Genomic DNA, 15,507 nt, shown 5'->3' on the forward strand with positions numbered 1-15,507 from the left:
GTTGTCCTCCTGCTACTCAAGACTTGACGGCAAATTGTATATCGTTATTACTATACCGAATTTTAAGAAAAAAAGAAACTCCGAATCAAGAAAAATTAAGGATAATATTCAAAAGCTAGAAACAGCCGCATGTTTCCCCCTTTGAAAGCGGTGTATACACATCCTAAACCTTCCGGATACTTAAGATCAGGATGACTTGCCGAATTTCTTGATGGCTCAAAAAGTAGGCGTTTCACTTCTAGACTGAGAGTCTAATATTATGTATAATGGACCCGAAGAACGACGATGGGGTGGTTCGGCATGGTTCGGTTTATGCGTGCTGCAACAAGGAAGAAACGGGATTATATGATAGAGGTTGCCCTAAGGCTGTTCATGGAACGCGGATACGAACAAGTGTCTGTGGACGATATTATTACTGCAACCAACACGTCAAAAGGGACTTTTTATCATTATTTTCAAGGTAAGGACGAAATATTAAGAGATATTCCCCGTAAGCAGATGAGCATCATCAATGAGTGGGCCGAAACGACCCCTTCACAAGTACAATCCTTGGAAAGTCACATTCACCGGCTATTTTTAGACTTGGCGTCCAATATTCAAGCTTATCCAAGGCTGATCCGCAGTCTGCTTTCTCTTACTCTTCAGAATGAGGCGCTGAAAAGCATTGATGAGGAGCAGTACCAGTTGTTGTCCAATCGTTTGCTGCGTTGGCTGCCTGAGCGCGATAAAGTAAATTTGCTGATTGCAGCCTATCGCGGAACCCTGTGGATGTGGTGCTCTCAGGAGGATACAGATTTACTCACCATGATACGCAACCATCTTACCTGGGTTTGGTCCGGGCTGCGCTCAGAGCAAGGTACCCCTTCCATTCCCATAGACACTAGGCTCGTACAGAACGTTAAGGAGGCAAACAGGATGAATATCGCAATTATAGGTGGAGGCTTGGCCGGTTTGACCGCGGCCGCTTATTTATCGGAGCACGAAGGTGTCCGCGGCGTATTGTTCGAACGAAGTCCACAATGGGGCGGCCGAGCTTTTACATATGAGAAGTCCGGCTTCACCCTAAACTACGGCGCCCATGCCGTTTATGGAATCGACCGTCACGAGCTCACTTCCATGGAACGCGAGCTTGGGTTGTCCTTCAGCTCCAAGCAGGTCGATAAACGCAAAGTGATGTATTGCAAAAATGATCAATTAACACCGGCTCCGCTAGATTTTGTCAATTTGATGAGGACTGAGATATTGAATCCGATACAAAAGGTCCGCTTTGTCGGCGAAATCTCCGCGATTATCGCCCATATTCATAAGGTGAAAAATTATGAGACGCTCGGCGATTATTTAGCCCAATCCGATGCGGATGAAGACGTCAAAGAGCTTTGGGAGCACCTGGTATGCTCCAATTTCTTCATCACACCTGAGGAAGCACGCAAAGTCCCAGGCGAGGTTATCAGTGAGTACTACTATAACCTGTTCCTTTCGTCCCGTCCGGTCAACTACGTCCTTGGAAGCTGGGCAGTGATTACAAATCAGCTTCGCCAAAAAATCGAATTGCCGGGCACTTGGGAAATGGCACTGCAGGAAGGCGTAGAATCGATCCGCTACGAGGATAAAAAATACGTATTAAAAACCAAAAACCGAGAGCAGGCTTTTGACAAAGTGATCTTTGCCATGCCGGTCCAGCAAATATGCAAGCTGATGAAGGGTACGCCTTGGGAGCCGTTCCTTGCTCCTTTCGAGGGAAATACGGCTACGGAAGTCATGGTCTACGATATCGGCCTTAATAAAGTAGTCGCACGGCCCTTCTCCTATATTAGCGATATGGACAATAAGCTGTTCATCAGCGACGTCTCCGCGACGGACCACACATTGGTACCTGACGGCGGGCAGCTGCTGCAAGGGATCGCCTATTTAAGTGACAATTTCTCGAATGAGGAAGAAAGAAAAGCGTATCTCGACAATAAAACGAAACAGATGGAAAACTTATTCGACCATTATTATCCAGGCTGGCGGGACGTAACAGCAGTCAAGCGGGTATCGAAAAAAGCAATGGTATCCAGTGTGAAAAACATTGTTACGAACCAGCTGCTGCCGGTCCGACTGGAGAATGTTCCATTTTATTTCTGCGGGGATGGCTGTGAAGGAAAAGGCGAGTTGGCAGAGCGTTCTTTCTCAAGTGCGCGTGCAGTCGCTAAAGCTATACTTGAAAACATCAAAACTCCAGTTCGCGTGTAAGTGGATGGCTGTGCGGGCTTAAGCAAACACAAATTGAGTCAGCCAGGCTGCCACGGCTTGAATGGTCCCACGAAAACGATGCATCAGACGATGAAGCCAACCCGATTCCTGAGAATCGGGTTTTTGCTCATCCTGCCGCGGGGAAATTGCCCTTTCCTGTATCTGACGGTCTGATGGCTGGGGAGCTGCTGTCAGTTCTTTGACGGTTTCGGCTGCCGTTGTGTTCAGGCTCTTGTCAGCGGCGGATACGCCTTTCCCCGTCGTAATGTTAACAGTGCGGAGCTTGCCGTCCCACTGAACATCGCCTCCAAACGCTTCTCCGACAAAACGGGCGGGAGCTACCGTGAATCCGTTTACCAATTGAGCAGGAACCTCTAGCTCGACCGGTTTACCATTTTTGAACGCTTGGCGGTCGCCTATTTTCAGCGTGATCGTTGTATCTCCCTTGCGCCCTGTAGCAGTTTGAGCCGCGGCATCCCAAGTAACGGTAGCGCCCATCGCTTCAAAGATTGCCCTGAGCGGAGCTAATGTGCTACCTTGCCGGATTACCGGGGGCTGCTCATAGGCTTGAAGCTTTCCGTCCATGCGCACGGATACCTCGGATGAGAGTGGTGCAGAGCGTGTCGCTACCTTTTGACCGGAACGATTGTATACTTCCAGCTGCAGAGATGAGCCCTCGGGAACGCTGCCCGCTTCCAGCTCAATCCCGAAGGGAGGCTCGGTTTGGGTAGCAATCAGGCTGCCGTTGATCGAATAATCCAGCTTACCGATGTAAATATCGGGTATTTTCACCCAAGGCGTGATCTTCGTACGCTCCGAGAAGGTGTTTCCTTCCGGAAGCATCCTGATATGCCCTGTATTGTCCGCCGGTTTGGTTCCCTGCTCCACCTTCGTTAAGTAAAACGGTGAGGCAATCATCCGGCTGTACAGCTTCTTCATCGCATCGTTGGCGCCTAGCAAATAGTTGTTGCGGGACTCACGATCCTTGAGATCCACATTGAAGTACGTGATGGATTTCAGACGCGGATATTTGAGCGGCATAACCTCGTACAATCGGTGCAAATTCAGCAACCCATACTCCGTAAACGATTCCTGCGGAATATGCGCATAATGGGAAACGGCCGTCTCACTGATCATGAGTGGCTTCCTGTCCGAGTACGTCTTGTACAAATAATCGAGCCTTTCAATCGGCGTCGTAGCCTGCATATTGGCCTGCGCAGGATCACCGTTCTCATAAGGCTCCGTATACAAGCTGACACCGACCCAATCGACATAGTCGTCCCCAGGGTAATAGACATCCATCGAATAGGCCGGAACGTCCCCCGGGCTCCACACCATAGCTACATTCGGCGCCTCCTCGGCCATGACATCATGTACAAGCCGGAATTTTTCTATATATTTCTGCGGATCCCCATGCCACACAACCCAGTTTCCATTCATTTCACTGGCATAACGAAGGAAGATCGGAATGCCGGAAGCTTTGGCGGCGCGTGCCCATTCGCGAAGATAGGCATCATCCTGAACGGAATCCAAGCCGTTTCTCGGTTCCCAGGCAATCTGCAGCGCAGCGCCCGCTTCCTTGGCCCTCACGGCATATTGTTTAGGAAATGCGCCTCCAACCTGCGAATAAGCAAGGTAGAGCGCATGTTTTTTGCCGTACAACGACTCCGAGCGTGTAAAGTTATTTTGCATCGCAGGATCCTGCTCTGAGTACATGCCGATGTACATCCCGTACTCCGGCTCAAATTTGGCCAGTTTGCCGCTGGAGGGCAGCGCCTGCTTTTTCAGCTCGTCTACGTTGGACGTGGACATATAGAGCTCAGCAACAGTTCTTATTTGCTCCGCACGCTGCAGGTCGACGGCTCCCCAGTCTTTTCCAAACTTTAGCCAATACTCGTTCTCGAGCTCGTAATATACAATCGCATTCTCGTAATCATGAACACCGTCGTAATACTCGTCCAGTTTGCCGCTGAACAAAGCGGCACTCTGCCAATCGCTAATCGATGCGTAGTAGTCCACCAGGTACTTCCAGTGAGGAACTGCTTCCTCCGGATTCCCCCGTTCCACGGCAGCCTCCGCTGCCTTCCAGCGGTCCCAAATCGGGTCTGCCGATGCAGGAGAACCGCTTGCCAGCAAGCCTGCGGCAACAGCGACAACGAATACCATCCGGCTACAACGGCTGATGGTCTTGCGGATTCGTGACATGCAGCTAACCCCCTCCTCTTGCACAATTGATGATGCGCGGCCTTATAATTCCATGATATGTGCACCGTCGAACAAGAATATAAACTTGCCCGTCACCGGCCTGCGCCATATTTTCTCCACGGCCCTGGCGTATAAATCGAGCTGAAGCTGATACCTGTCACGGATAGCCTGGAGAGCAGCCGGTGTACTGCTTTTGACATGATCTGTTTTGTAATCCAGCAGTACAAGCCCCTGCCCCTCTTCAAATAAGCAGTCGATAACCCCTTGAAGTAAAATCGTTTCCTCGGAAGTCGCCTCATCCGTTCCTGCGTACACCTCCCGAGCGGGAAGACCATAGCTGAACGGAACCTCCCTATGGATTCTGGAAGCTTGAAGCAGTCTGCGGCCCAGCTCACTGTGGAAAAAGGTAACAATCACGTCAGCATCCACAACCTCGCTCTGCGCCTGCGTCAATAACTCTTTACGCACCATACGGGCTAGCGTTTCATGAACCTCTGCAAGGGTTGGTGCCTTGTCCATCGCTATATGCTGCATCACCGCATGAAACACGGTTCCGCGCTCGGCAGCATTCAGCTTGGTCTGCTCTAAAAATCTGGGACGGCGAACAATCGCCGGACGATAGGATGATGCCCCCTGGCCATAGCCAGTACTGAGCATGACTGCCTCCGGCTCATCGGATACCAGGTCCATCAGCCTGTGATGCTCTGATAATCGTTTCAGCTCCGTGACAGAAGTTTTGGATAGCAGAGTAGAAGCGGTTCCGTATCCATACTGCCACGCCAATCGGCTCCATACCTGGGAATCGAGCAAGTCTCCCCTATCCTCAACAGGCTCCAATCGAAGAACCGACTGCTTGCGTTCCCCACTCACTTCCGATGTGCCTGCCGCTTCCGCCCATCCGGCGAAACGTTCTTGTCGCAGCAGATGTATCTGCCATCGAGAGGGATCGTCTGACCAAACGGCAGGAATCCGGTTCGGCACTCCTGCATATTCGCGCAGTGCTGCTCCATCCGGATGACGCATTAATGCAGGGCCGATCCAATCCAAATAAGAACGAGCTTGCGCCACTGCGTCGTCAGGCAGCAGCTCCTCATTATGCTCCAAATAGCGCGACCACTTGCGCAGCAGCTTGTCCGTTCCCTTCACCGTTGCCAGAAGGTACAGCTTTTCTCTTGCCCGTGTCAGCGCAACATAAAGCACCCGCATTTCCTCTGCAAGCATCTCCATCCGCATTTTGCGTCGAATGGCCAGCCACGGCAAGGTTGGGTAGCTGATACGCGCCTGCGTGTCCATATACTTGGGTCCGAAACCAAGATCCTTGTGGACCATGAACGCATCCGTTAAATCCCTCTGGTTAAATTTTTTCGCCATGCCGGCAACAAATACAACGGGGAATTCAAGACCTTTACTTTTGTGAATCGACATGATGCGGACAACATCCTCCTGCTCACCAAGCGCACGCGCGGTCCCCAGGTCCCCTCCGCCGTCCTTCATCCGCTCGACAAAACGCAAAAACCGGAACAGCCCCCGGAACGATGTCGCTTCGTACTGCTTCGCCCTATCGTACAAAGCCCGAAGGTTGGCCTGCCGCTGCTGTCCTCCGGGCAGACCTCCTACGAAATCATAATATCCCGTTTCCCGATAAATCGCCCAAATTAGATCCGATAGTGACCCCTGCCGAGCTTCTTCTCTCCAAGCCTGAAGCTTTCTTAGAAACCTGCTCAGCTTCGCATAGGCGTCCTGAATCAGGCTCCCGGTGTCAGCCCCATCCATATCATGGTTCACTGACGAGCCTTGTACAGACGAGGTAAAGTCGTTCTGTAATAGCGCATCCCCCGCCGCTGCTTCTTTCCACCCTGCGTCCACGACTGAAAGGGCGGCATTCATACTTTCCATCCCATCCGAATTATCGCTTTCCATTCCCTTTCCATAGAATCGGACCGCATCATAGAACGCCCTGTGCTTGCCCGCAATACGAATTTGAGCCAACTGCTCCTCGCTCAGCTGTACAATCGGGGAACGAAGCACAGCAGCAAGTGGTATATCCTGATAAGGGTTATCAATGATTTGGAGAAGGGATAGCAGCACCTCTACCTCTGTAGCCGAAAAATAACCGCTATTCAGCTCTGCATACGCAGGAATTCCCTGCTGCTTGAGCTCTTCAATGATTACGGGAGACCATTGCTGGGTGGCTCTTAGCAAAATCACCACATCCCGGAACGTAATACTCCTCAGACCGCCTGAAGACTTATCCAATACTTGAAATGCCGGCTTCCCTCCGTCGCCCAGCAGTTCCCGAATTTGTTGAGCGATCATCCGAGCTTCCAGTTGCGCCGTCTCAAGCTCCTTCGCTTCATTCACCGAATCGGCATCCGTACCTTGGACGGCAGCATCATCTGCTCCGGACGCTTCCGCAGCCTCTACGCTTTCCTCATCTCCTTGCTCCACGTCAGAACGATCTACCAGCAGCAGCTCCGCCGCCGGAGAGCCGTTCGTCATCTCCTGCCAATCCGGATAATAGACTGCACCATAGACCAGCTCAGCCCTTGCATCATAAGCAATCTCGCCTACCGTTTCGCCCATGATCTGCTTGAATATAAAATTAACCCCATCTACCACCGAGCGGCGGCTGCGGAAATTTTTGGCCAAATCAATTTTTTGCCCCGGAACGGTTCCGTCGTTCGAATAGCTCTTGTATTTCTCCAGAAAAAGTCCCGGCTCCGCCAAACGGAAACGGTATATACTCTGTTTGACATCCCCTACCATAAACCGGTTTCCCGGCGCTTCCCGGGAAATCAGGGCAACGATTGCCTCCTGAACACGGTTCGTGTCCTGGTATTCGTCCAGCAGCACCTCAACGAAACGATCTCGATACTGCAATGCGGCAGTGGACGGCTGCAGTTCTTCTGAATCGTCCGCCGTACCCTCAGACAATATGCGTAAACAAAAATGCTCCAAATCACCGAAATCAACTAATCCCTTCGATTGTTTACCTTCCTGATAGCGACGGCCGAATTCTATGACCAGTTCCACCAGGGCCGACATCAGAGGGGCAAGCACGCTTAATTCTTCAGCATATTGCTCGGTCGTCCGTTCAAACAGCTCCTCCTTGAGACCGAAAAGCTGCTCCTTCGCTTTATTCCTAAGCTCCTTCACTTGCTCCTGAAGCTCTTTATCATATTGGTCTCCCTTACACGGCTTCAGCTTGCCGAATCCCGCCCCTTGAAAAGAATCGTAAAGATGGGTCCATGAATAGCCGGCCACCTGCTGAAGATAGGCGACGGTATCCAAATCCTCTCGCAGATTATGCAAATAAGGAGCAGGCCCGCCGGGTGATTCGGCAAGCTGCACCGCTTCTTTTAATGTCGTAGCGATCCCTTCCAGCTCCAGCTGAACAGACATGAGCAGACTAGGAATCCAAGGATTATCAGATTCGGAAGCACCATCACCGGTCATTCCCCGGTTGAACATAGCAGCCATTTCCCTCAACCAGCGGGCCGGGTCGGGATGACTCCGCGACTCATCGTAAAGGCGCTGAACGAGGCGGTAAAGGGCATCGTCGCTCTTTTCCCCGCCAAACCATTCGACCAAATGCCAAAAGTCGCTTTGTTCCGTCGCAGCCCCATACTGCTCCTCAAATAGCTCTTCGATCAAATCTTGACGCATCAGCTCGCTTTCCGTTTCATTCGCGATTCGGAAGCAGGGGTCCAAGCCTATTCGTTGGTAATGCGTTTGGATAACCTCGAGGCAAAAGGAGTGCAGTGTTGTAATCGAAGCTCTGGCTATAAGAGCCAGCTGCCTTCGAATATGATCCGAGGCCGGATTGCGCTCCAGAGCCTTTTCCAGAGCCTCACTGATCCTGTGACGCATTTCTGCGGCTGCCGCCTTCGTAAAGGTCGCAACTAAGAGGCGGTCCACATCCACCGGAGACTGCTCATCGGATATTTTACGTATAATGCGTTCAACGAGCACTGCCGTTTTACCGGAGCCCGCTGCCGCAGCAACCAGCATATCATGGCCATGAATCGCTATGGCGTCCCATTGATCATCCGTCCAGGTGCTTCCCTCCGGCTTTTGGATTTTGTCGATCATTCCTGTGTCCCCCCGTCTCTACCATCCACTCTGCTCTGCTGCTGTACTTCCTCCCCTGATTCCTCTTCCCCCATGTCAACAAATGATTGAACAGGGTCCAGTGCCGCCTTCACCGATCTGGCAGGACGGAAAGGAACCAGCTTCGGCTTCTCCGCATGGGAGCCATTCAGCTTAAGCTGCTCGCTCATCAATTCGAGCGCCCGCTCCTTTCCGATAGGTTTCAATACGTTCGGACGGTTGGCCTCGAATTGATTGTCGAACTGGCAGACAGGCTTAAAGGAACAAAACGTACACGGCATCTCCTGTCCCATGCGATAAGGCTCAATGCTGATTTCACCGCCGGTCATCGATTCCCCGATGCCTTTAATCGTTCCCCGTACATAATCGCGAAGCACATTCCACTGCGTATCATCGGCTACGGAGGAAGATTTATAAAAGCTGCCGTCATTTTTCAATGCTACGGGGATCAGTTGCGAGTGACCGCTGGAACCGACGAGCGCAGCGTCCATCAACTGCGCCGTTTCGGCGTCCGCACGAACCAGGCCTCTCATTTTAAACCGCTTGCGCAGCTCCTCGTCCGCTTTTTCCGGTGAAATCCGGTTTTTCATCTGCAGCAGAGGATTATGTACATGGAAATACAAAACGCCTGCTGGCTTCGCCCCTGTACCCAGCCATGTCTCGGAATGCGTCAATATGACATCCAAGTAGGTCAGCATTTGCAGGGAAAGACCGTAATACACTTCGGATAAGAGCAGTGCAGTCGGACTTGATTTGTAATCGATCACTCGAAGAAGCGTCCCCTGCTCGGTACTCGCCCGGTCTACCCGGTCAATTCGCCCCCGAACGTCCATCCGAATGCCATTATCCAATACATAGCTTAACGGCGGAATCGTTTGCCCCGCACCGAACCCGATTTCCAAACCAACAGGAACGAATTGTCCTCTGCGGGCATGTTCTCCCAGCATCATCGCCGCACGGCCTACTACCTGCTTCAGCTTGCGCGCAATGTAATGGTGACGCTTGGAGCTGAACAAAATTTCGCTTTGCAGCCTTGGCGCCAGTAAATCGACTACATTTTCCGCTTTCCTGAAGCAATCCTCCGCCGTAAGGCCCCCCCAATCCGTTCCTTCCTTCACAATCTGCTCGGCGAACAAGCTTAATGCCGCGTGAAACAGTTGACCGATATCCGGCGCTTCCAGCCGGTAAATCCGCCTCTCCTGAAGCTTAAGGCCGTGGGAAGCAAATTGAGAAAAAGGACAGGCCACGAACCGTTCCATACGCGATACGCTGGTCAGCACATGCTCTCCGTACAAAAGCCTGCTCGTGACAGGACTTAACGGCTTCGCTTCGTTGGTGAAGAGCAGTGCCTGAAGCATCGAGCGAAGTCTCGCTCCCCAGCCCGGCTGAGCTACAAGCCAGTTGTAGACCGACCACCAGACTCCCGACATCGGCTCGCCCTTCATCCACTGCTTCAGCTGGACGATTAAGTAGGACATCGTCTTTCCCGGGTGGGCAACATAGCTGAGCTGGTCCGTCAAGCTCATCGTCCCTGCGGGCTCGCTCATCAGCAGCCGTTCCTTCACAAAAGGAAACATCCGCTTCATTTGCCGAATCATGTCCGACGGCAGCAGTGACTTCCCCTCCTCATCCGCCAACGGATAGCTTAGCCACAGGCATTCGGAAGGTGTGCAGAACGCACAGTAGATCAGGAACTGCTCGTCCAGCAGCTTTCTTCGGGCACCTTCTGCCATCGGAAGCCCGGCATCGGTCAAAGCCTCCCTCTCCTGCTCCGAGATAACGCTGTCTTCGTTGATTTTGGACGGGATAACCCCCTCGTTTACACCAAGGACAAATACATGCTTCACATGGCCGGTGCGGGTCCGATCCATGCTGCCGACCAGTACCTGATCCAGCGATGGAGGCACCAGACCAAGCCGTATACTCTCCATCCCCGTTTCCAGCAGCTGTGCAAAAGTATCCGTGGATACCTCCTCGCCACCCATCAGTTCGACCAATTGGTCGAACATATCGATGATCCGGTCCCATACCTGGGAGTGCTCCCTGGCTTTCTCTGGCTGTCCTGCATGAATTGAAGCTTGGCTCCAGCTTTCCAGCCGGTCCGGCACCTTCACTTCTATAAGCAGCCCGTAGAGCGATTCTACCTTGTCTTGAACGGTCTTGGAGCGTCTCATACGCTCCTGGAATGCAAACAGCGGCTCGGCAATACTTTGCCGGCTGCGATGGATGAACCGCAGCTGAGCGGCCTCCGATTCGCTGGCAGACGCTTCCGGCTGCTCCAAACTGGTGCGCAGCGAATAGGTCCATGGCTTGCCGTCGTACCAACGGGAGCCTTGAATCCCGAAAGCCAGCACGTAATTTTCCAGCTGATCCATGGCATGGCGATCCAGCACCGGTTCATCCGGCTCCTGCAAAATCTTCTGTCCGGTTTCGTGATGAGGCAGAGGCAGGAAAAAGTCGGTTTTCACACAGCGGAATACGGCATCATACTTCCAATAATGCAAGATCACCTCCAAGGATGAGCGGATCAGCTCAACCAGCGGATGATGCATCACTGTTCTTTTTTGATCGAAAAAGTGGGGAATGTTCAAATCCGTAAATGTACCGGCCAGCAGGTCTCCATAAGCCTCGACATTTCTAACCGTTACCGCAATATCCCGATATCGAATCTGACGATCGCGTACCAGCTGCAAAATATCGCGGGCAACCCCCTCGACCTCTGCTCTTCGGTTTACAGATGCCGAAAGGCGGACGCCCGTTTCTTCCGCAGCAGCACCCGCGGCCGGCTGATAAGGCTTCTTGAGCCGCTGCTCCATGGCGTTCTCCATGTAGACGAGCATCGGGCTTTCCCGGAAGCGGACAGGCGGCTGTGACGGAAGCATGATCGATTCATGAGCTGCAATATCCAGCCGATCCAGCCTTTCACGAAGCTGCAGCAAAGTGCGGGCCGTCGGGTGAAACAGTTCAAGCTCGTGGAGCCTGTCTCCCAGCTGATAGTCCCGATCAAGGCATAAAGTCATCGTAACGTCCGTACAGGCAGCAGCGAGTCGTTCAACGACCGCCATCTCTTGAGGGGTAAATCCGTGAAAACCGTCAATCCAGCATTCAGCTTCCCGGACATAATCCGACTCGGGAAGCTGAGAGGCGAGCAGTGTCAGGAAGTCCTCTCCATCCAAATAAGCTTGAGAAAGCTCCGTCTCGAATTCCCTGTATATCAAATTCAAATCATGAAGCTTGTCCTCCAGCATGATGGAATGCATGGAGGATTGATTCAGGAATGAAGAAAATCCGTCGGCCGTTATGCAGTATCTTTTGAACTCTTTAAACAAGTCACTGATCTTCTCTATAAAACCCATCTGATCGACTGAATTGGAGAACAGCTTCAGATGCTGGCGGTGCTTATGTAAAATTTTGTGCAAAAGCAGCTTTTTCCCGGTATCGTCGATCGGCAAACGGGCAGTGCCCCCAACCTCCTGCATCACGCGCCAGGCAAGCCGTCGGAAGCTGAGCACCTGAGCACGCAGAGTCCCGCCCAGCTCGGGCGTTGAAGCAAGCGCATACTCGGCTTGGAAGGTAGCCTGTTCGGGCACCAACAGGATCAACGGGCGCCCATTCGGCGATTCCACCAGCGTTTCTTTCAACTTGCGCAAGCAGTACTCGCTCTTTCCGCTTCCCGCTCTTCCCAAGACAAAACGTACAGCCATAGTTGATTCCTCCTGCCTTATTGCACCTGTATACGATTTCCCTTAACTCTATTATTCTACCAAAAATTCCGATTCATAGGGTAAGGGATGTTTTGGATTCAATTATATCACAAAACAATAGAACAAGAACACTTGTTCTATTCTCTCTTTTATTATAAAATAATACCCATCCATTCACCGCAGGAGGCTGGGACCATGAAGCAAGATACTCATTGGGAAGACGAATTTAGGGCGGCTGTCCGACAATCCTCCGTTCAAGGAATAACTGAGATACTGCGCAACGCTATGAAGGCCGCAGTCCTTGCAGGAAAACGGGAGCAGACAGTCAAACATCGGGCACTGCTGCTGATCGAAGATGAGTGCAGCGGAAATCCCCAGCTGCTCCATCCATTGACCGATGTATTGGCTAACTTGCAGCAAGAAACGGCGCAAGAGCTTGCCGTATTTCTCCTGGTCAGCCTGTATCCGCATTCTCCCGCCTCAGCCATTGCCAGATTGAAGCAATTGGCCAATAGCGCTTTCAAAAGTGTCCGCGAATGGACCGCACACGCTTGCGGCACATTACTCAGCAGGCATTTCGATTCCTTCTATCCGGAATTAACTCAATGGATTACGGATCCCTCACCCTTCATACGTCGTACGGCTCTTATTTCGGCCAAGCTTGCCGCAAAGCCAGGAAACCCCGCCCTGGCGGAGCAGCTGCTGGATCTAATCGAGCCGCTGCTTTACGATAAGCATTCAGAAATAAGAAAACAGCTCGGAGCAGCTGTCATCGGGGACGGATTCCTTCGAGTTTACCCTGAACAGACAAAACGTCGTTTAGAGCATTGGATTCTCCTGGATTCACCTGTTGTCCGCTTGCATATCGCCAAGCTTTTCTCTTCAGCCGAGGCCGTTACGCAATGGGAACGCATTCGCCCGTTGTTCGAGCAGCTTAGGTCAGACCAGAATGCGGCCGTGCAAAAAGCCGTACAGAGCGCCGTCCACCATTTGGCCAAGCGCTTACCTTCAGAGCCTCTGCTTCACATCACTGAACCCGTCCAGGGCTCTCGAATCAGTTAATTCCTATGGCTGCGCTGTTTTCACGAGGCTTATCTGGTCAATCTGCACAAAAAAAGGCGAGCACCCACGACTAAAGGTGCACGCCCGCCAATATATTGTCGAATTAACCTTGCAGCCAAACCGTTTTGGCCGCCACCGGTTCGCGCTTCCCATGCGGCTGCTGGATATCAGGATAGCCTAAATAAATAAGGCCGACCACTTCCTCCGCATCGGCAAGACCGAAAGCTTGCTTCATTCGAGGATGATACATAGGCTCGCCTGAGCGCCATATCGCGCCCAGCCCCATCGCATGGGCCGCAAGCAGCATATTTTGTACCGCCGAATGGACAGCGGCGAACTCTTCCATCCGGTTTACCCCGGGTGCATTCGATGGTGAAACTGCAGCCGCAATCACAACAGGCGCACGAAACGCCTTGCTTCCGTGCTTCGCACGGAGAGCTGCTTCCTCGTCTTCAGCAACGACGCCTCGACTATGTTCAACGGCTATATCTGCATAAGCTTCCGCCAGAATCCGTCTTCCCTCTCCGACCATCACATAGAATCGCCATGGCTCCGTTGCATGATGACTGGGTGCCCAAGCAGCCGCTTCGAGCAGCGTCTCAATGATCTCCTTGGCAATAGGCTCCTGCTTGACCCGCCCGATACTGCGGCGTCCCCGAATCGCCTCTCCCAGACCCATGGATAAAGATATAGGTTGGTTCATGGTATCCCCCTCTCCATCGAGAACAATTATCAATAACATTATAAAACCGCCCTCTCTGTAAGTAAGAAAGACGGTTTATATAAGTCTATTTACTGCGCACCTCAAATATGGCAAATTTCAGATAATGACCTTCATCCACCCCAAGAATGCGCGGATGATCTTTCCCGGCACCCCTGAATTCAATCAAACGAAGCGTCTTCTTCGCATCGATGGCCGCCGCATGAATCGTCTCAAGAAAGAGATCCGGCTTCATATGGTAAGAGCAGCTCGCCGTTACCAAATAGCCGCCTTCATTGACCAGTTTCATCCCGTGAAGGTTAATATCCTTATAGCCGCGGCAAGCCCCTTCCACTGCGCTGCGTGTTTTGGCAAAGGCAGGCGGGTCCAATATGACAACATCCCACGTTCGGCTTTTACTCTGGAGCGGCTGGGAGGTGTCCACTTTCTTCTTATCTGCTTGACCGCGCTCCAGGCGGAGCTCCAACCCTTTCACCTGCTCGCGCAAGTATTCGAAGGCATCCGCCACAACGAATTCTACCCGATCCTCAAAACCGTTCAGCTTTACGTTCGTTCTCGCGCTTTCGATCGCATGCTCCGAAATATCCAGGCATGTCACTTTTTTAGCGCCGTATTTGCAGGCGTTTAAAGTGAAGCTTCCTGTATGGGAGAAGCATTCCAGCACCGTCGCGCCATCCCAGTAGGGGAAAGTCACTACCTTGCCGTTGGCGTTGACAGGGGCCTGAATCATTTGTTCCGAGCCATCGTCCGCAGGCATCTCTTTGAGCTCAATCCCGCCCCGCTTCCCCCAGCCCGTCATTAAGGGAGCAATAGCCGCGCGATTTTCACGCTGATCGAAGAAATAGCCCGTTTTCTGACCTTCCTTGATGTCAATTTCCAGCTTCAAGCCGTTCTCCGTTATGAGTACGTGCTGAGGACATTCCCCATACAGCAGTCCCGTTGTCTGCTCCAGTCCCTCCAGCTCCCGTACCGATACATCGCTCCGTTCATAGATTCCTGCCGGCTTTACAACCTCCGCCAATGCAGAGACAATCTGATCCCGAACACGGTCCATGCCAAGCGTGAGCAGCTGCACAACCAATATATTTTCAAACCGGTCAACAATCAAGCCAGGCAAAAAGTCCGCTTCTCCATAGACGAAACGATACGATAAGGCACCCGGTAAAAACCGCTCTCTCTGCTCCAGGCAGCGCCGGAACCGCTCGACAAAAAATTCATGGGTCATTTCCGTTACCGGCTCGTAAGCAACAACTCGAACGGTGATTTGCGATTTCGGATTCCAGTACCCCGTTGCAAGAAATTGTCCCAAATGGTTATGAACCCCGACGAGCTGCCCTGGAGCAGGCGTCCCCTCGATCCGCTCCACTTCGGATTGGTATACCCAAGGATGGCCCGCTTCCAGCCGTTTCTTTCTTTTCTTATCCAAAAATACTGCTGCCACTTCGGTTCCTCCTGAACTGTAACTGCTTCTTA

General features: G+C 52.2%; 7 protein-coding genes. 2 read left to right on the forward strand and 5 right to left on the reverse strand.

Annotated elements, in window-relative coordinates; all coding sequences use genetic code 11:
- Positions 1–300: 300 nt before the first annotated feature.
- A complete protein-coding gene (locus tag CF651_RS12930) occupies positions 301–2,232 on the forward strand; it encodes an FAD-dependent oxidoreductase (protein WP_094015264.1) in 1,932 nt (643 codons plus the stop codon).
- A gap of 18 nt (positions 2,233–2,250) precedes the next feature.
- Here CF651_RS12930 and CF651_RS12935 read toward each other — a convergent pair whose 3' ends face one another.
- From CF651_RS12935 to addB, 3 genes are read right to left on the reverse strand one after another with little or no spacing between them, the layout of a single operon-like run.
- Positions 2,251–4,437, reverse strand: coding sequence for a stalk domain-containing protein (locus CF651_RS12935; RefSeq protein WP_094015265.1), 2,187 nt, complete (start codon positions 4,435–4,437; stop codon positions 2,251–2,253).
- A gap of 42 nt (positions 4,438–4,479) precedes the next feature.
- A complete protein-coding gene (gene addA / locus CF651_RS12940; RefSeq protein ID WP_094015266.1) occupies positions 4,480–8,529 on the reverse strand; it encodes a helicase-exonuclease AddAB subunit AddA in 4,050 nt (1,349 codons plus the stop codon).
- Positions 8,526–12,251 (reverse strand): helicase-exonuclease AddAB subunit AddB, encoded by a 3,726-nt coding sequence (gene addB / locus CF651_RS12945; protein WP_094015267.1) that lies wholly within the window; start codon positions 12,249–12,251, stop codon positions 8,526–8,528. The genes addA and addB overlap by 4 nt, the downstream gene beginning before the upstream one ends.
- 195 nt (positions 12,252–12,446) lie before the next feature.
- Between addB and CF651_RS12950 the strand changes: the two genes are divergently transcribed.
- Positions 12,447–13,313 carry a DNA alkylation repair protein gene (locus CF651_RS12950; protein ID WP_179232788.1) on the forward strand — a complete coding sequence of 289 codons (867 nt, stop codon included), beginning with the start codon at positions 12,447–12,449 and terminating at the stop codon, positions 13,311–13,313.
- 103 nt (positions 13,314–13,416) lie between these two features.
- Here the strand turns inward: CF651_RS12950 and CF651_RS12955 are convergent, their stop codons facing one another.
- Positions 13,417–14,016, reverse strand: a complete 600-nt coding sequence (locus CF651_RS12955; RefSeq protein WP_245855855.1) for a nitroreductase family protein — start codon at positions 14,014–14,016, stop codon at positions 13,417–13,419.
- A gap of 85 nt (positions 14,017–14,101) precedes the next feature.
- On the reverse strand, positions 14,102–15,475 hold the full coding sequence (locus tag CF651_RS12960) for a class I SAM-dependent rRNA methyltransferase (RefSeq protein WP_094015269.1): 1,374 nt from the start codon (positions 15,473–15,475) through the stop codon (positions 14,102–14,104).
- Positions 15,476–15,507: the final 32 nt, after the last annotated feature.

This window comes from Paenibacillus rigui (assembly GCF_002234615.1).
Taxonomy (GTDB): Bacteria; Bacillota; Bacilli; order Paenibacillales; family NBRC-103111; genus Paenibacillus_S; species Paenibacillus_S rigui.